23 protein-coding genes are annotated in these 26229 nt (G+C 64.1%); 11 read left to right on the top strand and 12 right to left on the bottom strand.

Going from position 1 to position 26229, the window contains the following annotated elements:
* Positions 1 to 9: 9 nt before the first annotated feature.
* The 6 genes from metG to HELO_RS09500 form a co-directional block, all read right to left on the bottom strand.
* Positions 10 to 2046 carry a methionine--tRNA ligase gene (gene metG, locus HELO_RS09525; protein WP_013332484.1) on the bottom strand — a complete coding sequence of 679 codons (2037 nt, stop codon included), beginning with the start codon at positions 2044 to 2046 and terminating at the stop codon, positions 10 to 12.
* A 128-nt stretch (positions 2047 to 2174) separates the two neighbouring features.
* Positions 2175 to 3653: a tRNA uracil 4-sulfurtransferase ThiI gene (thiI, locus tag HELO_RS09520; protein WP_013332483.1), complete on the bottom strand. Its 1479-nt coding sequence runs from the start codon at positions 3651 to 3653 to the stop codon at positions 2175 to 2177.
* 153 nt (positions 3654 to 3806) lie between these two features.
* Entirely contained in the window at positions 3807 to 4088 is a 282-nt protein-coding gene (locus HELO_RS09515) for a hypothetical protein (protein WP_041602052.1), read from the bottom strand.
* A gap of 136 nt (positions 4089 to 4224) precedes the next feature.
* Positions 4225 to 5388, bottom strand: coding sequence for a cation diffusion facilitator family transporter (locus tag HELO_RS09510; RefSeq protein ID WP_013332481.1), 1164 nt, complete (start codon positions 5386 to 5388; stop codon positions 4225 to 4227).
* 7 nt (positions 5389 to 5395) lie between these two features.
* Positions 5396 to 6559 carry a 1-acyl-sn-glycerol-3-phosphate acyltransferase gene (locus HELO_RS09505; RefSeq protein WP_013332480.1) on the bottom strand — a complete coding sequence of 388 codons (1164 nt, stop codon included), beginning with the start codon at positions 6557 to 6559 and terminating at the stop codon, positions 5396 to 5398.
* A gap of 25 nt (positions 6560 to 6584) precedes the next feature.
* A complete protein-coding gene (locus tag HELO_RS09500) occupies positions 6585 to 7517 on the bottom strand; it encodes a recombination-associated protein RdgC (RefSeq protein ID WP_013332479.1) in 933 nt (310 codons plus the stop codon).
* Between the two features lie 152 nt (positions 7518 to 7669).
* On the opposite strand from HELO_RS09500, the gene HELO_RS09495 reads away from it, so the two are divergent.
* The 9 genes from HELO_RS09495 (at position 7670) to HELO_RS09455 (ending at position 19816) form a co-directional block, all read left to right on the top strand.
* Positions 7670 to 8092, top strand: coding sequence for an acyl-CoA thioesterase (locus tag HELO_RS09495; protein ID WP_013332478.1), 423 nt, complete (start codon positions 7670 to 7672; stop codon positions 8090 to 8092).
* A gap of 216 nt (positions 8093 to 8308) precedes the next feature.
* The gene (gene gyrA, locus HELO_RS09490) at positions 8309 to 11008 is read left to right on the top strand and encodes a DNA gyrase subunit A (RefSeq protein ID WP_013332477.1); all 2700 of its coding nucleotides are present in this window, start codon (positions 8309 to 8311) and stop codon (positions 11006 to 11008) included.
* A 17-nt stretch (positions 11009 to 11025) separates the two neighbouring features.
* Positions 11026 to 12141 (top strand): 3-phosphoserine/phosphohydroxythreonine transaminase, encoded by a 1116-nt coding sequence (gene serC / locus HELO_RS09485; protein ID WP_013332476.1) that lies wholly within the window; start codon positions 11026 to 11028, stop codon positions 12139 to 12141.
* A gap of 220 nt (positions 12142 to 12361) precedes the next feature.
* Positions 12362 to 13453, top strand: coding sequence for a prephenate dehydratase (pheA, locus tag HELO_RS09480; RefSeq protein ID WP_013332475.1), 1092 nt, complete (start codon positions 12362 to 12364; stop codon positions 13451 to 13453).
* Between the two features lie 2 nt (positions 13454 to 13455).
* The gene (locus HELO_RS09475; RefSeq protein WP_013332474.1) at positions 13456 to 15726 is read left to right on the top strand and encodes a bifunctional prephenate dehydrogenase/3-phosphoshikimate 1-carboxyvinyltransferase; all 2271 of its coding nucleotides are present in this window, start codon (positions 13456 to 13458) and stop codon (positions 15724 to 15726) included.
* Positions 15723 to 16412: a (d)CMP kinase gene (gene cmk / locus HELO_RS09470; protein ID WP_013332473.1), complete on the top strand. Its 690-nt coding sequence runs from the start codon at positions 15723 to 15725 to the stop codon at positions 16410 to 16412. Before HELO_RS09475 ends, cmk begins: the two co-directional genes overlap by 4 nt.
* A gap of 179 nt (positions 16413 to 16591) precedes the next feature.
* Positions 16592 to 18271: a 30S ribosomal protein S1 gene (gene rpsA, locus HELO_RS09465; protein ID WP_013332472.1), complete on the top strand. Its 1680-nt coding sequence runs from the start codon at positions 16592 to 16594 to the stop codon at positions 18269 to 18271.
* A 316-nt stretch (positions 18272 to 18587) separates the two neighbouring features.
* Complete coding sequence (locus HELO_RS09460; RefSeq protein ID WP_013332471.1) at positions 18588 to 18971, top strand: histone-like nucleoid-structuring protein, MvaT/MvaU family; 384 nt, start codon at positions 18588 to 18590, stop codon at positions 18969 to 18971.
* A 572-nt stretch (positions 18972 to 19543) separates the two neighbouring features.
* A complete protein-coding gene (locus tag HELO_RS09455) occupies positions 19544 to 19816 on the top strand; it encodes a hypothetical protein (protein WP_109637429.1) in 273 nt (90 codons plus the stop codon).
* 2 nt (positions 19817 to 19818) lie between these two features.
* Here the strand turns inward: HELO_RS09455 and HELO_RS09450 are convergent, their stop codons facing one another.
* Genes HELO_RS09450 through HELO_RS09435 form a run of 4 tightly spaced genes read right to left on the bottom strand, consistent with a single transcriptional unit; the run spans position 19819 to position 22467 of the window.
* Positions 19819 to 20691, bottom strand: a complete 873-nt coding sequence (locus HELO_RS09450; protein ID WP_013332469.1) for a hypothetical protein — start codon at positions 20689 to 20691, stop codon at positions 19819 to 19821.
* Positions 20692 to 20696: 5 nt separating this feature from the next.
* Positions 20697 to 20930 carry a DNA gyrase inhibitor YacG gene (gene yacG, locus HELO_RS09445; RefSeq protein ID WP_013332468.1) on the bottom strand — a complete coding sequence of 78 codons (234 nt, stop codon included), beginning with the start codon at positions 20928 to 20930 and terminating at the stop codon, positions 20697 to 20699.
* A 51-nt stretch (positions 20931 to 20981) separates the two neighbouring features.
* On the bottom strand, positions 20982 to 21614 hold the full coding sequence (gene coaE, locus HELO_RS09440) for a dephospho-CoA kinase (protein ID WP_013332467.1): 633 nt from the start codon (positions 21612 to 21614) through the stop codon (positions 20982 to 20984).
* Position 21615: 1 nt separating this feature from the next.
* A complete protein-coding gene (locus HELO_RS09435) occupies positions 21616 to 22467 on the bottom strand; it encodes a prepilin peptidase (RefSeq protein ID WP_013332466.1) in 852 nt (283 codons plus the stop codon).
* A 146-nt stretch (positions 22468 to 22613) separates the two neighbouring features.
* On the opposite strand from HELO_RS09435, the gene nagZ reads away from it, so the two are divergent.
* Both nagZ and HELO_RS09425 read left to right on the top strand, forming a co-directional pair.
* Positions 22614 to 23627 (top strand): beta-N-acetylhexosaminidase, encoded by a 1014-nt coding sequence (gene nagZ, locus HELO_RS09430; protein WP_013332465.1) that lies wholly within the window; start codon positions 22614 to 22616, stop codon positions 23625 to 23627.
* Between the two features lie 32 nt (positions 23628 to 23659).
* Complete coding sequence (locus HELO_RS09425) at positions 23660 to 24238, top strand: hypoxanthine-guanine phosphoribosyltransferase (protein WP_013332464.1); 579 nt, start codon at positions 23660 to 23662, stop codon at positions 24236 to 24238.
* Positions 24239 to 24289: 51 nt separating this feature from the next.
* Here HELO_RS09425 and HELO_RS09420 read toward each other — a convergent pair whose 3' ends face one another.
* Together HELO_RS09420 and HELO_RS09415 are read right to left on the bottom strand one after the other, a co-directional pair.
* Entirely contained in the window at positions 24290 to 24829 is a 540-nt protein-coding gene (locus tag HELO_RS09420) for a response regulator transcription factor (protein ID WP_013332463.1), read from the bottom strand.
* Between the two features lie 24 nt (positions 24830 to 24853).
* Positions 24854 to 26125, bottom strand: coding sequence for an ATP-binding protein (locus HELO_RS09415; RefSeq protein WP_013332462.1), 1272 nt, complete (start codon positions 26123 to 26125; stop codon positions 24854 to 24856).
* Between the last annotated feature and the right edge of the window lie 104 nt (positions 26126 to 26229).

The raw sequence follows: 26229 nt of genomic DNA, 5'->3' as shown, positions 1-26229 counted from the left end.
CGTGTTCGCTTACCTCACCCGCTGGCCGGGTTGCGCGCCGGAGTGGGGCTCGAGCAGGTAGATGCCGTCGTCGTCGCCGGCGGCCAGCACCATGCCCTCGGACACACCGAAACGCATCTTGCGGGGCGCCAGGTTGGCGACCATCACGGTCAGCCGGCCTTCCAGCGCCTCGGGTGCGTAGGCGGAGCGGATGCCGGCGAAGACGTTGCGGGTCTCGCCGCCGATATCCAGGGTCAGGCGCAGCAGCTTGTCGGCACCCTCGACGTACTCGGCCTTGGCGATCCGCGCGATGCGGAGGTCGACCTTGGCGAAGTCGTCGAAGGCGATCTGCGGGGCGATGGGCTCGTCGGCCAGCGGGCCCTTGGGGGTTTCCTTGAGTTTCTGTTCTTCCACCAGATCCTCCTTCGACGCCTCGATCATGGCGTCGATGCGGTCGGTCTCGACACGCGTCATCAGGGGCTTGAACTTGGCGATCTCGTGATCCAGCAGCAGATCCTGGCGGCTGTCCCAGTCCAGGGTCTCGAGTTTCATGAATTGCCGGGCGTCCTCGGCCATGCTCGGCACCACGGGTGCCAGGTAGACCATCAACTGTCGGAACAGGTTGATGCCCACCGAGCAGATGTCCAGCACTTCCTGCTCGCGTCCTTCCTGCTTGGCCAGCACCCAGGGCTCAGCCTCGGCGATGTAGGTGTTGGCCTCGTCGGCGAGCTCCATGATACGGCGCATGGCGCGGCCGAATTCCCGGGCCTCGTAGTGCTCGGCGATCTCGTCGCCGGCGGCGATGAAGCGCGCCAGGCGCTGGGGCTCGGCACAATGGGCGGAGAGCTTGCCGCCGCCGAGTTTCTTGATGAAGCCGGCACAGCGGCTGGCGATGTTGACGACCTTGCCGACCAGGTCCGAATTGACGCGCTGGGCGAAGTCCTCGAGGTTGAGGTCCAGGTCGTCGACGCCGGCGGTGAGCTTGGCGGCGAAGTAGTAGCGCAGGTACTCCGGGTTCAGGTGTTCGGCGTAGGTGGCGGCCTTGATGAAGGTGCCGCGCGACTTGGACATCTTGGCGCCGTTGACGGTCACGAAACCATGGCAGTTCACCGCGGTGGGCGTGCGCATTCCGGCACCGTGCAGCATGGCCGGCCAGAACAGGGCGTGGAAGTAGACGATGTCCTTGCCGATGAAGTGGTAGACCTCGGCCTCGGAATCGCTGTTCCAGTAGGCGTCGAAGTCGATGCCTTCGCGGTCGCAGAGGTTCTTGAAGCTCGCCAGGTAGCCGATCGGCGCGTCGAGCCAGACATAGAAGTACTTGCCCGGCGCGTCGGGAATCTCGAAGCCGAAGTAGGGCGCATCCCGGGAGATGTCCCATTCGTTGAAGCCGGATTCGAACCACTCCAGCAGCTTGTTGCGGATCTGGGGCTGTACGTGGCCGTCATTGATCCACTCATGCATGAAGTCGGCGAAGTCGGGCAGCTTGAAGAAGTAGTGGGTCGAGCTGCGTACTTCGGGCGTGGCCCCGGAGATCGCCGAGACGGGATCGATCAGCTCTGCCGGCGTGTAGGTGGCGCCGCAGGCCTCGCAGTTGTCGCCGTACTGATCCTCGGTCCGGCACTTGGGGCAGGTGCCCTTGATGAAGCGGTCGGCGAGGAAGAGTCCCTTTGCCGGATCGTACATCTGCTCGATATCGCGGGTGGCGATATGCCCTTTTTCACGCAGCCGGGTGTAGATCAACTCGCTGAAATAGCGGTTTTCCTCGGAGTGGGTCGAGTGATAGTTGTCGAAGCCCACGCCGAAACGGGCGAAATCCGCCTGATGCTCGCGGGAGACCCGGTCGATCAGTGCCTCGGAGGTGATGCCTTCCTGCTCGGCGCGCAACATGATGGCGGTGCCATGGGCATCGTCGGCGCACACATAGTGGCAGTCGTGACCACGACTCTTCTGGAAGCGCACCCAGATGTCGGTCTGGATGTATTCCAGGAGATGGCCCAGGTGAATGGCGCCGTTGGCGTAGGGCAGGGCGCTGGTGACCAGAATCTTGCGCGGAGCGGTATTCGACATGGCGACGTTGGGTTTCCCGTGAAGCGTGACGTGGCGACTCGATGTCTCCAGGAGCCGGAGTCGCCACGAGAAATGTCCGTGAAATCAGGGATTGTAGCATCTTGCGGGGGTGCTGCACCCGAGACGTTTCAGGGGTGGCGGTAGATGCCGAAGTGCCTCAATCCCCGGTCCATGAGATGCAGGGCCTGCATGCGGCTCATCACGCCCTGGTCGCAGAACAGCAGGTAGTGGTGGTCCGTGTCGAGCGCCGGGGCGCGTTCCTGAAGCTCGTAGAACGGGATCTGCAGTTGCGGTATCCGGTCGAGTTCCAGCGGGGCGTCCTCGCGTTCGTGCGGCGCGCGGATGTCGATCACGCAGGGGGCCTCGACGCTACCCAGCGCTTCCGGGGAGTCGATGACCAGCAGGGCGTCGTCGGACACCGGGGCCGGGCGCTCCAGCAGGCGGTTACTGCGCGTGGTGACGGCTTCTTCGATGGCGGCATCGAGAACGCCGAAATCGAAGTCTGCCTCGGCCTCGGCGACCTTGGCCGGGTCAGCCTTGACGTGCGGGCGCTTGGAGATCACGCCGCAGTATTCCGGCATCACTTCGGCGTGACGGGCGGTATCGATCTGTCGCGCCTGATCGATGATCGCCTGCTTGTCTTCGGTGAGCAGCGGGCGAAGTATCGGCATCGGGCTGGCGTCGTCGATCAGCGCCAGGTTGGATAGCGTCTGGCTGGAGACCTGAGCGATGGCGTCGCCGGTGACCAGCGCGGGGATGCCGGCGCGTTCGGCGATCCGGCTGGCGGCGCGGACCATCATGCGCTTGAGCACCACACCCATCAGGCCGTCGGGAATGGTCTTGAGAATCTCGCCGATCACGCCTTCGAAAGGCACCGAGATGAAGTGAACGTTATGCGAGGCGCTGTAACGCTGCCAGAGATGATGCGTCACTTCGCGAACGCCGGCCTCGTGGGCGGGGCCGCCGAGATTGAAGAAGACAAAGTGCGATTTGACGCCGCGGCGCATCATGCGCCAGGCCGCCACCGGAGAGTCGAAGCCGCCGGAAATCAGGCTCAGGACCTGGCCCTGGATGCCCATGGGAAAGCCGCCGAGCCCTGGCCACTTGGCACGGATCAACTGCAGGCGATTGTGGGTGATCTCGACCGGCACGACGACGTTTGGGGCGGTCAGGTCCACCTGGGCGTCCGGCGCTGCCTCGAGCAGGCGCGCGCCCAGGTAGCGCTCGAGATCCATCGAGCTGAAGTCGTGCTGGCCACGCCGCTTGGCCTTGACGCGAAAGTGGCGGCCGGCGATCTCCGGACTCCAGAGCGGCACGACATGCTCGGCGATGCTGGCCAGGTCGTCGACCTGGATTTCCTCGGCGGCCAGTATCTCGTGGATGCCGGAGATCCGCGTCAGCGCGCTTTCGGCGTCCCGTGCCCGTGCGGGATCCAGATCGGGCGAGAGGTGTACCTGAATGGCATCCCAGCGACCACGGACGCGCACGCCCTCGTCATGGCGTTTCAGCGTATTGCGGATGTTGGACGTCAGGCAGCGGGTCATCTGCTGACGAACGGAACGGGACTTGATGGTGATCTCGGGATAGAGCTTGATCAGGTAGGTCATGCGGCGATGCAGGAAGAGAAGTGTCGCAGCATTCTACCAGCCGAGCCGCCGCAGCGCAGGTCCTTCGCTGGGTGAAGGTCCCTGGATAGGTCCGCACCATAGCCGCCAAGTGATGGCGGCTATGGTGCAGCGTGGCATGTTGCTGGCATCTGCCTAATACAGGGCCTGTTCCTCGTTCACGACTTCCTTGAGCAGTTCCAGAAACAGCTTGTCCGCTTCGGAGTGTTCGGCGGGATCGTCCGGAATGTGCACGCTGGTGGTGTCCGAGATCCGGTTGGCGATACGCACCATGGCGTCGCTCTGGTCGTCGCCGGAGAGCTCCTGGCGGGTGATCTCCAGGGACTGCTCCATGATCCGTGGATCCTGCAGCAGTTTCTTGATGAAGCCGCGTAGCTCATTGATGACACGGGTCTTTTGAATCTCCGATGAGGACATGGCGTTCTCCTTGTACGCGACGGTCATTGGCTGCCGGTACGATAGCATGATGTTTCTCGGCATGGGACATCCGGGATGGCAAGGCTGTTCGCCGTTCCCGGATGTTCTGATGTGGCGGCACGGCTCTGTACCGTGGTCAGCTCTTGCCCGGCCCCTGCCAGACCCGCAGGCGGCCCACCCAGGCCAGTGAGTGCGAGGCCTCGCGCAGGCTCTGGGCGGCATCGTCGAGGTCCTGGCCTTCGGGCAGGGAGTGGACATAGATCGAGACATCGACGTGATCGTCGATGTAGTGCAGGTCCAGTGCCACTCGGTCGTGCCAGACCGACAGGCCGTGCCAGGCCTCGTTGAGGATGCCTTCGATGTCGGCGCGCAGGGGCAGGCCGGGTCGCAGGCTGTGTTCGGTTTCGCCGGCATCGTCCTGGGGATCGATGTGGAAGGTGACGTCGAACAGGTTGGGATAGACGTCACGCAGCCGACGGCTGACTTCGTTGCCGATCTCGTGGGCCTCCGAGACCGTCACCCTGGGGAAGACCACGATGTGCAGGTCGAGCAGTACCTCGCCGCCGATTCGCCGGGTACGCAGGTCATGCACCCCTTCGACGCCGGGAACGGCCATGGCGGCATCGTAGAGGGTGGCCTGGTCCTGCTCGGGCAGGGCGGTGTCGACCAGTTCCTGGCCGGATTCCCACAGCAGGCGTCCGCCGACCTGGCCGACCATCACGCCGACCACGATGGCCGCCGCGGCATCCATCCAGCCGATGCCGATCTGTGCTGCCAGCAGGCCGATCAACACGACCAGTGTCGAGAGCGCGTCGGAGCGCGAATGCCAGGCATTGGCTTCGAGCAAGCGGGAATCGATGCGCTGGGCGATGCGCAGGGTGTAACGAAATATCCATTCCTTGGCCAGCAGTGCGATGACCGCAACACCGATGGCCCATAGCCCCGGGGCCGTGGCGACATCGCCGGCCAGCAGGCGGGTCAGGCTGGCCCAGGCGATGCCGCCGGCGACGAAGATCAGCATGCCGCCGAGCCAGAGGGTGGCCAGGGTCTCGATGCGGCCATGGCCATAGGGGTGATCGTGGTCCGGTGCCTGGCGGCCGAAGTGGGTGGCCGCGATCACGAAGATGTCGGTGACGATATCCGAGAAGGAGTGGATGCCGTCGGCGATCAGGGCGGCCGAGCCGACCAGCCAGCCGGCGATCAGCTTGGCCAGTCCTACCACCAGGTCGACAGCGGCGCCGACCAGTGTGACCTTGTGGGCTTCACGCGCCTGTGCCGAACGCTGCTGGACGGTGCTCATGGGGTGGTCACTCCCTGGTGGCGCAGTTGCGGACCGGGTTGGCGTATTGGGTCAGCCACCAGTCGCGCAGTTCTTCGGGGACTTCGGCCAGGCGACTCTGGAAGCGGGCGCGATCGGCATCGGTGACCTCGCTCAGATCGAGCAGGTGCGGCGCATCGCCCAGCGCCTCGAGTGCCAGATAGTGGCTGGGGAACAGATGATAGCCCGCGAGTACCTGACGGTCGATCTCCTCGGCGACAGCTTCGGGGCTGTCGAAGTCGGCACTCAGCGGCGTGCCGAAACGCAGATGGACGCGCCCCTTCTGGCCAGTGATGCCGGCGACGATGGAGCGGATGTCTTCGAACTCGCTCTTCTCGTAGTTGCCGCAGGTCTTGATGGCATGCAGTTCCCGCGCCTTCTGGATGTCGCAGGGATCGTACTCGTAGCTGATCGACACCGGTACCAGGCGCAGCTCGGCGATGGCATCGCCGGTGCCCGCCTGGCGTTCGGCGCCGCGCCGCGCCATGGTCAGCATCTTGATGATGGCCGGGTCGGTACGGTCGATGCCGTCCTTGGCGCGCCCCTCGCGCTGGGCCATCCAGATCGAGTGGTTGTCCTCGGTGATGGAGTGGCGAATATAGGCGGAGAGCTTCTGGTAGGCGGCCAGCATGGCGCGCTTGCCGCGCGCGCTGCGCGGCACGATGAAGCTCTTGTTGAGGCGCATCAGGTCATTGACGTACGGCTTCTGGAGCAGGTTGTCGCCAATGGCGATGCGCACCGTGTTACGCCCGGCGAGATAGAGGGCGTAATTGACGAAGGCCGGGTCGAGCGAGATATCGCGATGGTTGCCGATGAACAGATAGGCGGTATTGGGATCCAGTTGATCGAGGCCATCGACTCGGAAGTCGGTGGTCGAGTTGCGGATCATGCGCTGCATGTACTCGGCGATGCGATCCTGAAAGGCGCTGATGTCGCTGACGCCGCGTACCTCGCGGCGAATGGCGAAGCTGGCGATGGTGCGGGAGAGGCGTGGCATCAGCCGGGCCAGGCGCGGCAGCCGGAAGCGGGTGAGTGCGTCCAGCAGTTCCGGATCCCGGGCCAGTCGCGCGAGGACATCGGCCACCTCCTCGTCCTGATAGGGGCGAATCTCGGCCCAGGGGTCGTCGGAGAGTGTCGCTTGCGTGTTGTTCATTGGATGCGGCCGTGGTCGGTATCGGTCATGCGGATGGGGCGTCGTCCGCCGGGCTGGATTCGCCACCCAGCCAGACGATCAGTCGCTCGATGCTCTCGGCCAGTGCCTGAGTCATCAGCAGGAAGTCGGTCTCCAGACGAACCACGGCGTCGTCGCCGTCATCCGCCTGGGAGGCTTCGTCGATCAAGGCGTCGTCGAAATTCAGGCTCTTCACGGCCAGATCGTCGTGCAGCACGAAGCTCAGGCGACCCTCGATGGCCAGTGCCAGCTTGCTGGCCTGTCGGCCGTTCTCCAGCAGTTGCTGGATCTCGTCGCTGTCCAGGTCCACCTGACGGGCCCGGAGCACGCCGTCATCGCCCTTGGCCTTGAGCTCCACCTGGTCGCCGAGTTGCAGATCGGCGGGGCGCGAGGCCGGGTCGCCGAGCCAGGTGGTCATGGCGCGCATCGGCAATGTCTGGGTGGCCAGCGGCGTGACCTTGAGCGAGCCCAGCGTCTCGCGCAGCAGGTCGAGAATTTCCTCGGCCCGCTTGCGGCTGCTGGTGTTGACGGCGATCAGGTTGCGGCGAGTGTCCCACCAGAGATCGACCTTTTGGCTGCGCACGAAGGCGCGCGGCAGCAATTCCTCGTAGATCTGCTCCTTGAGGGTGAGCTTTTCCTGGCGACGCAGCTTGCGGCCCTCGGCGGTCTCGAGGGCATCGACGCGCTCCTCGAGTTCCTCGCGCACCACGGCGGCCGGCAGCAGGCGTTCCTGGCGCAGTGCCGTCAGCAGTCGCTGGCCCTGGAGTTCGTGGAGCCGCTGGGTGCCGGCACGTCCGGCAGGCATGGTCCAGCCGAGGCGGCGCGCTTCGCTGCCCCCCAGCGGGCGGAAGGCCTGCGCTTCCAGGGCCGACTCCAGATCGGTCGGGTCGAGTTCGGGGGCGCCGTGCAGGCGATAGAGATGCAAGTGCTTGAACCACATGGAGCCTTTCCTGCATGCAAAGGACGCACATTATGGCGAAAGGGAGGCGACGGTGCCAGCGGCGCTCGAGGGATTGCTGATTCAAACGAGAGTTTGAATATGTGGCGAGGCCATGGCTAGAATCGGGCCTTTCCCGACAGGAGGTGTCATCCATGGATTCGCGTTTCTCCACCACCCGCTTGCGTGTTCGGGGCTATCACCTGGATGGCTATGGCCACGTCAACAATGCCCGCTATCTGGAGTTCCTGGAAGAGGGGCGCTGGGCCTATTTCGACGAGCGCACCGACCTGGCCGGCATCATCGGGCGCGGCGACGTGGCGTTCGTGGCCGTCAATCTGAACATCGACTATCGGCGTGCGGCGCTGGCCGGCGATGACCTGAAGGTGGTCACGGGGCTGGCCGAACTCGGCACGCGCAGCGCGCGTATGCATCAGGAGGTGCGTCGCGAGCGGGATGACAAGCTGGTCGCTAGTGCCGATCTGACCTTCGTGCTGCTCGATGTGAAGAGCAACAAGGCCGTCGCCATCGAGGGCGAGTTGCGCGATCTCATGGCGCCGCTGGTAATCACGCAATAGCCCGCTGCTTTGCCTCGCCCGGAATGGTATGCTGTGGCGCTGATATGACGCGCCAGGGAGTCGCCGAAGACCTGACGGAAGGGTGAGGCAGAGGACGTCGATGGGTTAGCCCGCGGTCGCCTTGTCTTGTTCCATGTCGTCGTTCGACGGTAGCGCTCCCTGTGTCACGGCCTCGTGACGCGTTTACCTGTCGCAGTGCAAAGGATTCGACGACCCATGGGTGACATCGCCAGAGAGATTCTGCCAGTCAACATCGAGGACGAGCTCAAACAGTCGTACCTCGATTACGCGATGAGTGTGATCATCGGCCGTGCGCTGCCCGACGTGCGCGATGGCCTGAAGCCCGTGCACCGGCGCGTGCTTTACGCCATGCACGAGCTCGGCAATGACTGGAACAAGGCCTACAAGAAGTCGGCGCGTGTCGTCGGCGATGTGATCGGTAAGTATCACCCCCACGGTGACAGCGCCGTCTACGACACCATCGTACGCATGGCCCAGGACTTCTCGATGCGCCACGTGCTGGTCGACGGCCAGGGCAACTTCGGCTCCATCGACGGCGACAATGCGGCCGCCATGCGTTATACCGAGGTGCGCATGGCGCGCCTGGCCCACGAGCTGCTGGCGGATCTGGAAAAGGATACCGTCGACTGGGTCGACAACTACGATGGCACCGAGCGCATCCCGGATGTGCTGCCGACCAAGCTGCCCAACCTGCTGGTCAATGGCTCCTCGGGCATCGCCGTGGGCATGGCGACCAACATTCCGCCCCACAACATGGTGGAGGTGATCGACGGTTGCCTGGCCCTGATCGACGACTACACGCTCTCCGTCGATGACCTCATGGAATACATCCCCGGGCCGGATTTCCCCACCGGAGGCATCATCAACGGTCGGGCCGGGATTCTCGAGGCCTACCGTACCGGGCGTGGCCGCATCTATGTACGTGCCCGCCACACCATCGAGCATGACGAGAAGACCGGCCGCGACCACATCATCGTCACCGAGCTGCCTTATCAGGTGAACAAGGCTCGCCTGATCGAGAAGATCGCCGAGCTGGTCAAGGATAAGCGCATCGAGGGCATCGCCGAGCTGCGTGACGAGTCCGACAAGGAAGGGCTGCGGGTCGTCATCGAGGTCAAGCGAGGCGAGTCCGGCGAAGTCGTGGTCAACAACCTGTTCGCCCAGACGCAACTGCAGAACGTCTTCGGCATCAACATGGTGGCCCTGGACGGCGGTGAGCCGCGCACGCTCAACATCAAGGAGGTGCTAGAGGCCTTCATTCGCCACCGTCGCGAGGTGGTGACCCGCCGGACCCTGTTCGAGCTCAAGAAGGCCCGCGAGCGTGGCCATATCCTCGAGGGCCTGACGGTCGCGATCTCCAACATCGACGAGGTGATCGAGCTGATCAAGGCTTCACCCTCGGCCAACGAGGCCAAGGAGAAGCTGCTCGAGAGGAACTGGGCGCCCGGTCAGGTGACCGGCATGCTGGAGCGCGCCGGTGCCACCTCCTGCAAGCCCGAGGACCTGGAGGAAGGTTTCGGCCTGGACACGGCGGGCAAGGAGTACCGGCTTTCGCCGGCCCAGGCCCAGGCGATCCTCGAGTTGCGCCTGCATCGCCTGACCGGCCTGGAAACCGAGAAGCTGCTCGACGAGTACCTCGGCATCCTGGAGAAGATCGCCGAGCTCACCGCGATCCTGGCCTCCGCCGACCGCCTGCTGGAAGTGATCCGCGAGGAATTGACGGCCGTGCGCGACCAGTTCGGCGAGACGCGCCGTACCGAGATCCAGGCCAGTCATCTCGATCTGTCCATCGAGGACCTGATCGCCGAGGAGGACATGGTGGTCACGGTGTCGCGCTCGGGCTATGCCAAGACCCAGCCGCTTTCCGATTACCAGGCCCAGCGGCGCGGCGGTCGGGGCAAGTCGGCCACGTCCATGAAGGACGAAGACGTCATCGAGCACCTGCTGGTGGCCTCGACCCACGATACCGTGCTGTTGTTCTCCAATCGCGGCAAGGTCTACTGGCTGAAGGTCTACGAGATGCCGGCGGCGAGCCGCGGCTCGCGTGGCAAGCCGCTGGTCAACCTGCTGCCGCTGGAAGAGGACGAGGCGATCAACGCCATCCTGCCGGTGCACGATTACGATCCGGACAGCTACATCTTCTTCGCCACCGCCAAGGGCACGGTCAAGCGCACCAGCCTGGCGCAGTTCTCGCGTCCGCGCAGCGTGGGCCTGATCGCCATCGACCTGGAAGAGGGCGACCGCCTGGTAGGGGCGGCCATCACCAGTGGCTCGGATCACGCCATGCTGCTCTCTTCCAATGGCAAGGCCATCCGCTTCGATGAATCCAACGTTCGCGCCATGGGCCGTACGGCGCGCGGCGTGCGTGGCATGCGCCTGCTCGATGGTGCCGAGGTGATCAGCCTGATCATCCCGCGCAGTCAGCTCATCGACGCCGAGGATCAGGACGATGCGGCGGCGGACAGCGCCGAGCCGCTCGATGCCGGTCAGATCTATATCCTCACGGCCTCGGAGAATGGCTATGGCAAGCGGACCCGACTCGAGGAATTCCCGCTGCGCGGTCGTGGCGGCCAGGGCGTGATCGCCATGCAGACCAGCGAGCGTAACGGCTCCCTGGTGGCTGCCATGCAGGTCTACGCCTCCGACGAGATGATGCTGATCACCGACAAGGGCACCCTGGTGCGTACCCGGGTCGATGAAGTTTCCATCTCCTCGCGCAACACCCAGGGCGTGATGCTGATTCGCCTGGGCGAGAGCGAGTCGCTGGTCAAGACGGTGCGCATCGACGAGCCGGAGGAAGTGGACGCCGCGGAGGTCGACCCGGAAGACGCAGCGGTCGAGTCAGGCCAGAGCGAGGAAGGCGAGGGCGATACGACCCAGCCCTCGGATGAGTGAGAGGACACACGACGCTGATGACACGCCATTTCAATTTCTGCGCCGGACCGGCGGCGCTGCCCGAAGCGGTGCTGGCACGAGCCCGCGACGAACTGCTGGACTACCGGGGGCTCGGTCTCTCGGTCATGGAGATGAGCCATCGCTCCAGCGACTATGAGGCCATCGCCGAGCGGGCCGAGCGCGACCTGCGAGAGCTGCTGGCCATCCCCGACAACTATCGGGTGCTGTTCACCCAGGGCGGGGCGACCCAGCAGTTCGCCGCCTTGCCCTATAACCTGCTGGGCGCCGGCGGTACCGCCAACTTCGTGCAGACGGGCATCTGGGGTGCCAAGGCCATCAAGGAGGCGCGCCACCTGTTCGGCCATGCGGTGGTGGCCGCTTCCAGCGAAGCCAATGGTCATACGGCCGTGCCCCGGCAGTCGGACATCGAGCTGTCCGAGGATGCTGCCTACCTCCATTACACCGCCAACGAGACTATCGGGGGCCTCGAGTTCGATTACATTCCCGGGGCTGCGGAAGGGTTGCGCCGCCGCGATGGCGCCGAGGTGCCGCTGGCCTGTGACATGTCGTCCAGCATCCTTTCCGGGCCGCTGGATGTGTCCCGCTTCGGAGTCATCTATGCCGGCGCCCAGAAGAACATCGGGCCGGCCGGTCTGGTGGTGGCCATCGTGCGCGATGACCTGCTCGACCGGGCGCGCGCCGACATGCCCAGCCTGTTCAGTTACCGGGCCCTGGCCGAGGCGGGCTCGATGATCAATACGCCGGCCACCTACAGCTGGTACCTGGCGGGGCTGGTGTTTGAGTGGCTGAAGAATGACATCGGCGGTCTGGACGCCATGGGCGCGATCAACGATCGCAAGGCGGCCAAGCTCTATGCGGCTATCGACGCCAGCGGGTTCTATTCCAATCCGATCGCGCCTGGCAATCGTTCGCGCATGAACGTGCCCTTCGTGCTGGCCGACTCGCGCCTGGACGAGGCCTTCCTGGCCGAGAGCGAGGAAGCGGGGCTGCTCAATCTCAAGGGGCATCGCAGCGTCGGTGGCATGCGCGCGAGTCTCTACAATGCAGTGCCGGAAGCGGCCGTGGACGCCCTGGTGGACTTCATGGCCGACTTCGAGAAACGTCGGGGCTGAAACCCGAGCCGGCCGCACCGGGAGCCATAACCGGGCTCCGCCCGGAGCTGTAAGTGTCCGAACTTCGTTCGGGAGCTGTAAGCTATAAGCTGTAAGAAAAAACAAAAAGTCTTGTTCCCGGGAGTTTCGGGAGTATTTTCTGGTCGGCTTACGGCTTACGGCTTACGGCTTACGGCTATAAGGCCGGTATAGGCAAGAATTCGATAATCAGGGGAAACCGATGAGCGATACCCCCAAGGACCTTGAGGGGCTGCGTCAGCGCATCGACCAGCTCGACTCCGACATCATGCGCTTGATCAGCGAGCGTGCCGAATGTGCCCGTAGCGTGGCCGAGACCAAGACGAAGGACGATCCCCAGGCGGTGTTCTATCGTCCCGAGCGAGAGGCTCAGGTGCTGCGTCGCATCATGGAGCTCAACGACGGTCCGCTGGACAGCGAGGAAATGGCACGGCTGTTCCGTGAGATCATGTCGGCCTGCCTGGCGCTGGAGCAGCCGGTCAAGGTGGCCTATCTGGGCCCGGAGGGCACCTTCACCCAGCAGGCAGCACTCAAGCACTTCGGCGAAAGCGCAATCAGCCTGCCGATGGCGGCCATCGACGAGGTCTTCCGCGAGGTGGAGGCCGGTGCCGTCAATTACGGCGTGGTGCCGGTGGAGAATTCCACCGAAGGGGTGATCAACCACACCCTGGATTCCTTCATGGACTCGAGCATGCGCATCTGCGGCGAAGTCGTGCTGCGCATCCATCATCACCTGCTGGTGTCCGACAATACGCGGCGCGACAAGGTCTCGCGGATCTATTCGCATCCCCAGTCCTTCGCGCAGTGCCGCAAGTGGCTGGATGCCCACTATCCGCAGGCCGAGCGCGTGCCGGTGTCGTCCAACGCCGAAGCAGCCAGGCTGGTCAAGACCGAGTGGCACAGTGCCGCCATCGCCGGCGATATGGCCGCCAAGCTTTACGGCCTGACGCGTGTCGCCGAGAAGATCGAGGATCGCCCCGACAACTCCACGCGCTTCCTGATCATCGGCAATCAGGACGTGCCGATGTCCGGCGACGACAAGACCTCGATCGTGGTGGCCATGCGCAACCAGCCGGGGGCGCTGCATGATCTGCTGGAGCCCTTCCATCGCCACCAGATCGATCTGACGCGCCTGGAAACCCGGCCGTCGCGCAGCGGTGTCTGGAATTATGTCTTCTTCATCGACTTCAGGGGGCATCGCGATGAGCCGCGTGTCGCCGCGGTGCTCGAGGAAGTCCAGGTACGGGCCGCCGAGCTCAAGGTGCTCGGTTCCTTCCCGATGGGCGTGCTCTAGACATGGCGCACGAGGTTCACGAGTCCCGACTGCTGATTGTCGGTCTTGGCTTGATCGGCGGCTCCCTGGCGGCCGCCTTGCGTAACGCTGGCTTCGAAGGGGAAATCCTGGCCTGCGATCCGGATGCCGACGAGATCGCCCGGGGCGTCGAGATGGGATTGATCGAGCGGGGCGATACGCACCTGGAAAGGCTGCTCGATGGGGTCAGCATGATCGTGCTGGCGGTGCCGGTCCTGGCCATGCGCGAGGTGCTCGAGACGCTGGCGGAGCAGGGCGTGGCCGAGGATCCGTCGCTGGTGATCACCGATGTCGGCAGTACCAAGGGGGCTATCCGCGAGGCGGCCGAGGCTGCCTTCGGTCGCCTGCCGTCCAACCTGGTGCTGGGGCATCCCATTGCGGGCTCCGAGAAGAGCGGAGTGGCGTCGTCCGACCCGCACCTCTATGCGCAGCACAAGGTGATCCTGACGCCGGCGGCAACCACCGCCCAGAGTGCCGTGGACCGGGTAAGGGCCCTGTGGCAGGCGACCGGCGCCGAGGTACTGGAGATGGAGGTGGAGCGCCACGACCAGGTACTGGCCCGTACCAGTCATCTGCCGCACCTGCTGGCCTTCTCGCTGGTGGATACCCTGGCGCGCCAGGACGATCGGCTCGAGATATTCCGTTACGCCGCCGGCGGCTTTCGCGACTTCACCCGTATCGCCGGCAGCGATCCCGTGATGTGGCGCGATATCTTTGCTGCCAATCAGCAAGCGGTATTGGCCGCCCTCGACGATTTCGAGGCGGGGCTCGCCCGCTTGCGGAAAGCCGTCGCCGACGGCGATGCCGACGCCATGCTGTCGACCTTCGATCGCGCCAGCCATGCCCGGCGCTACTTCGATTCTCTACTGAACCAGAGCAGTTATCAGGCGGAGTACCAGATGCAAGAACAAGCGACATTGCGCTACCGGGCCGGTCCCGGCGGCGAGGTGCGGGGGCGTATCCGCGTGCCCGGCGACAAGTCGGTCTCCCACCGTGCCATCATGCTCGGTGCCCTGGCGGAAGGCATCACCGAGGTGTCGGGCTTTCTCGAGGGCGAGGACAGTCTGGCTACCCTGCAGGCGTTTCGCGAGATGGGGGTCGCCATCGAGGGGCCGCATCAGGGGCGGGTGACGATCCACGGGGTCGGCCTGCATGGCCTGAAGGCGCCAGCCGGGCCGCTGTATGTCGGCAATGCGGGGACCGCCATGCGGCTCTTCGCCGGTCTGCTGGCCGGCCAGGCATTCGATACCGAACTGACCGGCGATGTGTCCCTGACCAAGCGGCCCATGGGGCGGGTCGCCGATCCGCTGCGCGAGATGGGAGCGGTGATCGAGACTGCCGAGGGCGGGCGTCCGCCACTCAAGCTGCGGGGCGGACAGGCGCTCAAGGGCATCACCTACGACATGCCGATGGCCAGTGCCCAGGTCAAGTCCTGCCTGTTGCTGGCCGGCCTTTATGCCGAGGGCGAGACGCGGGTGCGTGAGCCGGCGCCGACGCGCGATCATACCGAGCGCATGCTCGGTGGCTTCGGTTACCGGGTGGAGCGCGAGGGCGATACCTGCTGGCTCGAAGGCGGCGGCAAGCTCACCGCGGCGCCCATCGATGTGCCGTCCGATATTTCCTCGGCGACCTTCTTTCTGGTGGCGGCAGCGATCACGCCGGGCGCCGATCTGGTGCTCGAGCATGTCGGCGTCAATCCGACGCGCATCGGAGTGATCAATATCCTGAAGCTGATGGGCGCCGATCTGCGCCTGGAGAACGAACGCGAAGTGGGCGGCGAGCCGGTGGCCGATCTGCACATCCGTCATGCGCCGCTCAAGGGCATCGACATCCCGGTCGATCAGGTGCCGTTGGCCATCGACGAATTCCCGGCACTGTTCGTCGCCGCGGCCAACGCCGAAGGCGTGACCCGCTTGCGTGATGCCGCCGAGCTGCGGGTCAAGGAGTCCGATCGGCTCCAGGCGATGGCCGACGGTTTCGCGGTACTGGGCATCGAGCACCGGCTTTATGAAGACGGCATCGATATCGTCGGCCGTCACGAAGGGCAGAGCGACGAAGGGCCGAGTTACGGGGGCGGTCGGGTCGACAGCCTGGGCGATCACCGTATCGCCATGGCCTTCGCCGTGGCGGCATTGCGGGCCAGCGAGGCGGTCGTCGTCGATGACTGTGCCAATGTGGCGACGTCCTTCCCGGGGTTCATCGAGCTGGCGCGCCGTGTCGGGCTGAGCATCGAGGCGCAACAGGAGGACGCATGACAGAACAGGCAGCGGTGCTGACCATCGACGGGCCGGGCGGTGCCGGCAAGGGCACGATCAGCCGGCTCGTCGCCGAGCGCCTGGGCTGGCATTTGCTGGATAGCGGTGCGCTCTATCGGCTCACTGCCCTGGCTGCCATCCGCCATGGCGTCGCCCTGGATGACGAGTCGGCCCTGGCGCGGCTTGCCGGCGAGCTCGACGTGGTCTTCCTCGCCGAGGGCGGGGAAGGCCGGGTGTTGCTCGAAGGGCAGGAGGCGACCGGGGAGATCCGCACCGAGCACGTCGGTGATGCCGCGTCACGGGTGGCCTCGTTGCCCGAGGTGCGTGCCGCCTTGCTGCAGCGCCAGCGGGATTTTCGCCAGGCCCCCGGCCTGGTGGCCGATGGGCGTGACATGGGAACGGTGGTCTTCCGGGATGCCCCGCTCAAGATATTTCTCACCGCTTCGGCGGAGGAGCGCGCCAGACGACGCCACTTGCAGTTGCGAGAGGCGGGGGTGGATGCTAGTCTATCGAGTCTTCTAAAGGAGATTCAGGCACGCGATGCACGGGATATGCAGCGCAGCGTGGCACCACTCGTGCCGGCCGATGATGCCGTCACACTGGATACCACGAGCCTGACGATACCGGAAGTGGTGGATCGGCTGACGGCATTGCTGGCCCGGGAGGGCCTGATACCGGATGCCTGAGCTCCCTTGCGGCGCCTTCGGCAAGATGTGATGACGTGGATGGGCATTTGATTTCCGTGAGCCTGTCCAGGTCGAACCAGCGCCAACATCCCCGAGGGTAGTCTGAAATGGCCCGCACTTGCTGGTGGTGCGGAGGAAAGCGACTTCGGTCGCACTCACGTTGATCACGTAGGAACATCATGAGCGAAAGCTTTGCTGAACTGTTTGAACAGTCTCTCCAAGACATCAACATGGAGCCGGGCGCCATCGTCGCGGCTACCGTCGTCGACATCGAAGGTGACTGGGTCACCGTCAATGCCGGCCTGAAGTCCGAAGGTCAGATTCCCGCGGCCCAGTTCCGCGACGACAACGGCGAGCTGACCATCGCCGTCGGCGACGAAGTGCACGTCGCTCTGGAAGCCGTTGAAGACGGTTTCGGCGAGACCCGTCTGTCTCGCGAAAAAGCCAAGCGCGCCGAGGCATGGAAGGTTCTGGAAGCTGCCTTCGAGAAGGAAGAGATCGTCAAGGGCGTGATCAACGGCAAGGTCAAAGGTGGCTTCACCGTCGACGTGGATTCCATCCGCGCCTTCCTGCCGGGTTCTCTGGTCGATGTGCGTCCGGTGCGTGACACCACGCATCTCGAGAACAAGGAACTCGACTTCAAGGTCATCAAGCTCGATCCGAAGCGCAACAACGTGGTGGTTTCCCGCCGCGCCGTGCTCGAGGCCGAGAACAGCGCCGAGCGCGAAGCTCTGCTCGCCACGCTGCAGGAAGGCCAGCAGATCATCGGTATCGTCAAGAACCTCACCGACTACGGTGCCTTCGTTGATCTGGGCGGGGTCGATGGCCTGCTGCACATCACCGACATGGCCTGGAAGCGCATCAAGCATCCCAGCGAGATCGTGGCCGTCGGCGACGAAGTCAACGTCAAGGTCCTCAAATTCGACCGCGAGCGTAACCGCGTGTCTCTGGGCCTGAAGCAGCTGGGCGAAGATCCGTGGGTCAACATCAAGGATCGTTACCCGGAAGGCACCAAGGTGCATGCCACCGTCACCAACCTCACCGACTACGGCTGCTTCGCCGAGCTGGAAGAGGGTGTCGAGGGTCTGGTCCACGTCTCCGAAATGGACTGGACCAACAAGAACATCCATCCGTCCAAGGTCGTTCAGGTCGGCGACGATGTGGACGTCATGGTGCTGGACATCGACGAAGAGCGTCGTCGTATCTCGCTGGGCATCAAGCAGTGCACCGCGAATCCCTGGGAGACCTTCAACGCCCAGTACAACAAGGGCGACCGTGTCTCCGGCACCATCAAGTCGATCACCGATTTCGGTATCTTCATCGGCCTGGAAGGCGGTATCGACGGTCTGGTGCACCTGTCCGACATCTCCTGGACCGAAGGTGGCGAGGAAGCCGTTCGCCAGTTCAAGAAGGGCGACGAGGCCGAAGCCGTCATTCTGTCCATCGATCCCGAGCGTGAGCGCATCTCGCTGGGCATCAAGCAGCTCGATACCGATCCGGTTGCCGAGTTCCTGGCCGTCAATGACAAGGGTTCCATCGTTACCGGCCGTGTGGTCGAGGTGGACGCCAAGGAAGCTCATGTCGAGCTCGCTACCGATGTCGTCGCCGTGCTGAAGGCTTCCGAGATCAGCGCCGATCGCGTCGAGGATGCTCGCAACGTGCTCAACGAGGGTGACAGCGTCGAGGCCCGCATCGTCGGTGTCGATCGCAAGAACCGTCAGATCAACCTGTCCGTCAAGGCCAAGGATCAGGAAGATACGCGTCGCAACATGAGCAAGCTGCGCGACCAGGATGCCGAAACTGGTGATGGTCCGACCACCATCGGTGATCTGATCAAGCAGCAGATGGGTCAGGACTGATCCTTCGACGCTAGCGTCGACGAGTCCCATCTCGAAAACACCGCCCGAAAGGGCGGTGTTTTTTTGTGTTTCACGAAAGGGCAGGAATGATAAGGTCGATAGTTATCTCCAATGAAGACTGGTGATTTTCCGTGGTTCAAAAGGCTTCTATATCTCAAGCTTTACTTATGTTGACGATCGGGAACTGATAAATTGGCCAAAAGCCTATATAGTGTTGAATGACAACTCGATGACAGGCGTTGCTTGTCGAGTTGTTAAACGCGATAATAACAACCGTTCCAAAGTGTCCCATCCCGTAAAATCAAGGAATATCTAGATGTCCTCACTGCTCAGCAATTACATGCAGAAGGAAGAACAGCTCAAGCAGCTCCAGGCCGAGCTGGAAAAACTCGAGAACGACGAACGCCTCAAGGCGGAGCTCGAGTTCAAGAACAAGCTGCAGGAACTCATGGATGAATTCGGCAAGAGTGCCGCAGACGTGATCGATCTGCTCAGCCCCAAGACAAGTAGCGCCGGTACTGCTTCCAAGAGCAGCGCGGCCAGCGGCGGACGGCGCAAGCGCAAGCTGAAGATCTACAAGAACCCCAATACCGGTGAAGTCGTCGAGACTCGCGGCGGCAACCAGAAGACGCTCAAGAGCTGGAAGGATGAGTTTGGTGCCGACACCGTCGAGTCCTGGCTGGTTCGCGTAGAAGAGTGATCGTGCTCGGCTTGCCTGTGTTGCCTTTGGGTATCGGGCGAGTCGCGCAGATTGATCTTTTGGCAGCACTGTCGCCAATGTGTGACAGTGCTGTTTTCGTTATAAGTTTAAAGCTTCTCGATGATGCGGCATGTGCCGAAAGGGCGGTTGAAACGCCGGATTGTATATTTTCGTCTTCGAGCCGTGGCGTTATCGAACCCAGGGTATATTGCCCGATAGCAGCGACTTGCAGTATAAACCATGGAAGTTGCTCCGAGGCTGCTGAACGAGCGGCCGCGAGATATCGTTCCGAGTCTTCAGGGGCCGGTGCGCGTCGTGGAGCCGTCGAGACGATACGACGGGCGAAGCTGGCCTTGCCGTTGGAGGTGGGATCGGGTCGCCTTTCTCGCCGATAGTGACTCGGCATTTTCGGATGGCGGTGCCAGGCAACAATAGATGATAGTTGTTGTCCGAGTGGGTATACTGGCGCCTCATGCCTTGCCAGGCCGGGCAGTGGTCCGTGCTGTCTTCCTTTCGCCGTGTTACCAGAAACCGACCGGTAGCGAATGAAATACCAGAATTCACGAAAACCCATGGATGAGCGCGAGAAGTTGCGCAAGTTCCGTGAACTTGATGATGCTTTTGCTGAGGCATTGCGTGAGCTCGAGCAGCCCGACAATGCCCTGGACATCCCCACCGGTCCTCCGGTGCGTTCCCTAGAGACGTTGGACGAAGAAGAGCGCCAACGCGAGCGTGAAGCCTTGTTCGAGCAGCGGCTCCAGGCGCTGATGCAGGACTATGCCCAGCCTGCGGAAAGCGTCAGCCACCTTCTGGCGACCTTGAAGTCCCTGGGCAAGATCGCCTGATCCTATTCGTCTCGATATCGATAAACCCGCAGGCTGGGCAGTAGCGGGGTCTCCTCGAGGCGTGTGTCGCTGCGTTTCGCTCTGGTGCGGCGCTCGGGAGGATGGGATGGTGGCTGATTGATATCCGGGAGTCGGCCATTGGTCGTCGGCACGAACAGGGGCAGGGCGACGTTCATCGCCTGCCGTGAATGGCCGTCAGCGAGTGGCTCTCGATAGAACAGGTTGGCGCGCATCAGAGGCGCCTGGGGCTGAACCTGGGCGAGAGGCTCGCCGTCGGGCAGTCCGGCAAGGGTGCGCAACTGGATCCGGATATGATCCGCCTCGTTATCCAGCGCCAGCAACATGCGCTCGGCATCCCGAACACTCAGCCGCTTGATCGAACGCCCGCTGGTGTACCAGGCCAGTCGGATGCGCGCGACTTCCGCCCGGGCCGCAGGGATGGCCCGCCAGCATTGCTTGAGGTGGAGCCGCGCCAGGCCGACACCCCGCAGATGATCGTGCAGGGCCGGATGGCGGAAGGGCAGCACCGCCTTGATCTCGGGGACCAGGTTCGGCACCTCCCGGCGTATCTCGGCAAGCAGATCGGCGAAATCCCGTTTGGCGGCGTTGACCCTTCCCAGCTTTTCCATGACCGCCTCGTTGGCGGCGACCAGGCCGATGTAGCTGCGCGTGCTGCGGCCGTCCTGCCCGTCCTGATACCAGAAATCGAGCAGTGCACGGTGCAGCCAGGCGGCATCCGCCTGGGGCGTATCGAGAGACCAGCTTTCGGCGTTGGAAAGGCGCCAGGTCTCGACCAGCGCTTCGGTGTGCTCGATCAGGCAGTCGAAAGCGGCCTCCAGTCTTGCCAGCAGCCGGTACTCCTGAGCTTGCGTCATCAGCGTCACGTCATCGAGTCATCGCGGTCGGCGCGGGCCAGCATGGCGTCGATATCGGCTTCATCCATGGATGGCTCACCGGCGATACGATGGGATTCATCGGCCCAGGCGCCCAGGTCCAGCAGTCGGCAGCGCTTGCTGCAGAAGGGGCGATAGGGATTGTCCTCCGACCACAGGACTTTCTTGCGGCATTGAGGGCAGGCGACTTCCAGAGGTCGATCAGCATGGGGCTCGGACATAAGGGGTCTCGTCGCGGGTTGCAGTGACGGCTTGATGACAAGGATGACGAATCAGCGTGCCGGGGGCAATCCACCAAGGGCGCGATATTGCCGATCGAGTTCGGCAACCTGGTCGGCCAGGCGTCGTTCGTCACCTTCGTTGACCAGGACGTCGTCGGCTCGGGACAGCCGCTCGTCGCGGGGCATCTGGGCCGCGACGATAGCACGTGCCTGGGCTTCGTCGACTCCGTCGCGGCGTGCGGTGCGCTCGATCTGCAGCGATTCGGGGACATCGATGACCAGGGCGCGATCGACCAGCTCGTACTGACCGGATTCGAACAGCAGCGGGGAAACCAGCAGCACATAGGGCACGTCGCGCCGACGAAAGTCCTCCAGGTGTTCGCCGAGTCTTTGTCGGATACGAGGATGGGTGACGGATTCCAGCCAGCGGCGTTCGGCCGTGTCGGCAAAGACGATGTCGCGCAGGGCGCGGCGATCTAGGTGGCCATCCTCGAGCAGTACCCGGGGGCCGTAGCGCCGGCGGATCTCGGCCAGCGCCGGCTCGCCCGGCGCGACCACTTCCCGGGCGACGTCGTCGGCATCCACCCAGGGAATGCCGTGCTGGGCGAAGGCACGCGCCACCGTAGACTTGCCCGAGGCGATGCCGCCGGTGACGCCGATGATCAGAGGTTGTCTTGCGGTCATGTCATGCGATCCATTGGAGGTACAGGGCCATCAGCGGCTCCCCGGCCAGCAGCATTATCCAGCCGGCCAGCGCGAGCCAGGGGCCGAACGGCATGGGCTGGCCTCGTCGCCTGGGGTCGAGAGCCTGGGCCACCAGGCCGAACAGGGCGCCGCCCGCGGCGGACAACACCAGCAGCAAGGGCAGGTAGGGCCAGCCGAACCAGGCGCCCAGCGCCGCCAGCAGCTTGAAGTCGCCGTGGCCCATGCCGCGCTTGCCGGTCAAGCGCTGGAAGAGTCCGTGAAAGCCCCAGAGGGCCAGGTAGCCGAGCATGGCGCCGAGCACGGCATCCGGCAAGCCCAGGGGCTGGAAGAGCAGGTGATAGAGCAGGCCGGCCCAGAGCAGCGGCAGGGTCAGGATGTCCGGGAGGATCTGCAGGCGCAGATCGATCACCGCCAGCGCGAGCAGGGTCAGGCAGGCGCCGAGGATGAAGGCGGCTTCCAGCGTCGGCCCTTGTAGCGCCAGAACCGCCAGCGTGAAGAGGCCGCCGGCGAGCTCCACCAACGGATACTGGACGCTGATCGGCTTGTGACAATGGGCACAGCGGCCACGCAGCCAGAGCCAGCCGAGCAGGGGCAGGTTGTGTCGCCAGGCAATCGGCGCCTCGCAGCGTGGACACATCGATGACGGACGCAGCAGATCGAAGCGTGGTGATGCTTCGGGTTCGAGTGACAGGGCGGCCCGGGCCTCGGCACGCCAGCCACGCATCAACATCACCGGCAGGCGGGTGATGACCACGTTCAGAAAGCTGCCCAGGCTCAGGCCCAGCAGAGCGGCGAGTAACCATAGCAGGAGCGTGGGAATCGTGGCGGGCATGCTATCTCCTTCCGTGAGGTTCCGGCCCGCTATTGTACGGGGCATGTCGAGGTGTTGTCCGCCTCGCTGGAGTGGAACGGGCCCGGGCTGTCGTGCAGGGGCGGGATGGTCTAGAATCTGCCCCTCTTTACGTCAGGAACGCGACCATGACCCAGACGCTCGGACCGGTGATGCTGGACCTCGAGGGCCCCCGGCTGAACCGCGAGGAACAGGCGCTTCTCCGCCATCCTTCGGTGGGAGGCGTCATCCTGTTCGGCCGCAATGTCGAGGATGCCGTTCAGGTACGCGAATTGTGTCAGTCGATTCGACGGGTGCGCCCCGAGTTGCTGCTGACCATCGATCAGGAAGGTGGCCGGGTACAGCGCCTGCGCCAGGGCGTGACACGCCTGCCGTCGATGGCGCGCCTGGGGCGTGAATATGAGGCCGCCCCGGAAGTCGCTCGACGCTTGTGCCAGGATGCCGGCTGGTTGCTCGGCATGGAAATGGCCGGCTGTGGCCTGGACTTGAGCTTCGCTCCGGTGCTCGATGTCGACAGTGGTGTCTCATCGGTCATCGGCGACCGTAGCTTCGGTGGTTCGCCGGAAGTGGTGAGCGAGCTGGCCGGTGCCTTCGTCGCCGGGCTTCACGAAGCCGGAATGGCCGCGGTGGGCAAGCATTTCCCCGGCCATGGCGGTGTCGCTGCCGATTCTCACCATGAGCTGCCCGTGGACGAGCGCTCCCTGGCATCGCTGCGTGCCCGCGACCTGGTGCCGTTCAGCGCCCTGGCATCGCAACTGGATGGCATGATGCCGGCGCATGTGGTCTATCCCGATTTCGACCATCGGCCGGCAGGATTTTCCCCGGCCTGGCTGGGCATGCTGCGTGAAAGCCTGGGGTTCAAGGGCACCATCTTCTCGGACGATCTGAGCATGGCCGGGGCCAGCACTGCTGGCACACCGGCCGAGCGGGCTCGGCTGGCCCTGGAGGCGGGCTGCGACACCCTGCTGGTATGCAATGATCGCCAAGCTGCCCTCGACGTGCTGGAAGCCTGCCATGGTCAGGTCTCCAAGCGGACCGCCAGGCTGCGTTATGCCCGCTCCCGCCCCGACCTCGATGCCATGGGCGCGCTGGCCCGCTGGCGTCGGGTGCATGCGCGCCTTGAAGCCATGGCCGCCGACTGACATTCCTTCGATACTGCAACAACGAGCCTTCGATGCCTAAACTCGATGCCGATGCCCTTCCGTCTCTGGCCGACATGCGTGCGGTCATGGACAGTGCCGACTGTCTGATTTCCCAGCAGGAGGTCGAGCGTGCCCTGGACCGCATGGCCGAAGAACTGACCCGTGATCTGGGTGACAGCCTGCCGGTCTTCTATTGCGTGATGAACGGTGGCTTGATCACCACCGGACACCTGCTGACCCGCCTGGGCTTCCCCCTCGAGGTCGATTATCTGCATGCCACCCGCTATCGCGGCGGTACTCGCGGCGGCGAACTGTTCTGGCGCGTATCGCCGGAGATTCCCATGGCCGGACGGCACGTGGTGATCGTCGACGATATCCTCGATGAAGGCGCGACCCTGGCCGCCATTCTCGATTATTGCGCCGAGGCCGGTGCGGCGAGTGTCGCCACGGCGGTGCTCGTGGACAAGCGTCACGATCGCAAGGCGGTGCCCGGACTCAAGGCCGACTATTGCGGCCTCGAGGTCGCCGACCGCTATGTGTTCGGCTATGGCATGGACTACAAGGGATACTGGCGCAACGCGCCGGGCATTTTCGCGCCGAAGGGCATGTAAGGCGAGGCGGCGCCGGGGGCTCGTCCTGGCGCCGCTTCGTGGTCCTGTGCTTTAACGCCTGACGGGGCGCTTCTGCAGCTTGCGTTGCAGGGTTCGACGGTGCATGCCGAGCGCCCGGGCGGTGGCGGAGATGTTGCCGTCGTGCTCCTGCAGCACCTTCTGGATGTGCTCCCAGGTCAGGCGATTGATCGAGGGCGGCGTATCCGCCACTTCGGCTTCCGGGTTGCCATCTTCCCGGGACAGGGCGGTCAGCACCTCATCGGCGTCGACCGGCTTGCACAGGTAGTTGACGGCGCCGAGCTTGATGGCTTCGACGGCGGTGGCGATGCTCGAGTATCCCGTCAATACCACCACGCGACAATCCGGCACCAGTTCCAGCAATTCCGGCAACAGCTTGAGCCCCGATTCGTGTTCCAGCTTGAGGTCCAGGGTCGCGAACTCGGGCTGGTAGCGGCGTGCCAGATCCAGGGCCTCGCTGCCGTCATGGGCGACCAGGACCTCGAAATCGCGACGCGTCATGGCACGTTGCAGCACATGGCGAAACATCTCGTCGTCGTCGACGATCAGCAGGCGTTGGGGTGTCTCTTGCATGGTCGATCCTCGTTCGGGCGTCGGTCAGGCCGAGGTGTCGCTACGAGGCAGGCTGACCTCGGTCAGGGTGCCGCCTTGCGGGTGATTGTACAGGCTCACGCCGCCGCCGAAGCGATTGATGGTGGCGTGAGTCAGAAACAGGCCGATGCCGAGTCCCTTGCTCTTGGTGGAGACGAAGGTGTCGCCGAGCTGATCGGCGATCGACAGGGCAACCCCGGGGCCGTGGTCGCGGATGTCGATGACCACTTCCTCGGTGTTCCATTCCATGTGGATGGCGATATCGTTGGGATTGGCGTCGGCGGCGTTGTTGAGCAGGTTGGTCAGCGCCTGGTCGAGGGTGGCATCCACCGCGAGCTTGGGTTGACCACGCCGTTCGGAGATCTCGAGGCGATGGTCGACATCGGGACGCAGTACCAGCCAGCGTTGTACCACGCTGTTCAGCCATTCCTTGGCATCGCGCACCTCGGCGTTGGCCATGCGGCGGCGGTCGGCATTGTCGACCAGGTGGCGGAGGCGCGCCTTGCAGATATCGACCTGTTCGCGGAGCAGGTCGATGTCCTTTCTCAATTGCGCATTGTCGCTGGCATCCTCGCGCATTTCGCTCAGCAGCACCGCCATGGTCGATAACGGTGTGCCCAGTTCGTGGGCAGTGCCGGCGGCCTGGGTCGCCACGGCGAGAACCTGCTCGTTGCGCAGTGCCGACTCCCTGGTGCGTGACAGCGACTGTTCACGATTGCGCAGTGCGCGCGCCATCTTGTAGATGAAGAAGGTCACCAGCCCGGCCGAGAGCGCGAAATTGAGCCACATGCCCAGAGTGTGCAGGTTGATCCAGCTTTCGGCGTGGGGCATGCCGAGCTGCGGCACCGGATGGTAGAAGAACATCAAAAAGCTGTAACCGGCCATGCCGGCGGCGGCGACCGCCCAGGCATGGCGCCAGGGCAGGGTCGCGGCGGCAATGGTCACTGGCACCAGGTAGTAGCCGATGAAGGGGTTGGTGGAGCCGCCGATCAGATAGAACAGCAGTGTCAGGCCGACCATGTCGGCGAGCAGATGGGCGAGGTACTCACCGTGCGTCACCGCCCAGGGACGGCCGAGACGCCACCAGGTGCCGATGTTGATCAGGCTCATCAAGGCCATCACGGCGATCACGGCCGGTATGTCCAGCGCGAAGCCGAGTCCGGCGATGCCGATGACGACACCGATCAGAAAGCCGGTCCAGGTGATGCCGCGGACGATGGTCAGACGCACCAGGTTGCGGTTCGGAGTGGACAGCGGCAGTGGCAGGGGGGCTTGCATGGTGGCTCCGCGATCAAGACAACTCAAGATGATAACCGATGACGCCTTGTCTTGGCGTCGCCCGAAGGCGCGACCCTATGTCGCTGCTTCAGGCCAGTGCTTGA

Source organism: Halomonas elongata DSM 2581 (genome assembly GCF_000196875.2).
GTDB lineage: Bacteria > Pseudomonadota > Gammaproteobacteria > Pseudomonadales > Halomonadaceae > Halomonas > Halomonas elongata.
This window is presented reverse-complemented; position numbering and strand designations above follow the sequence as displayed.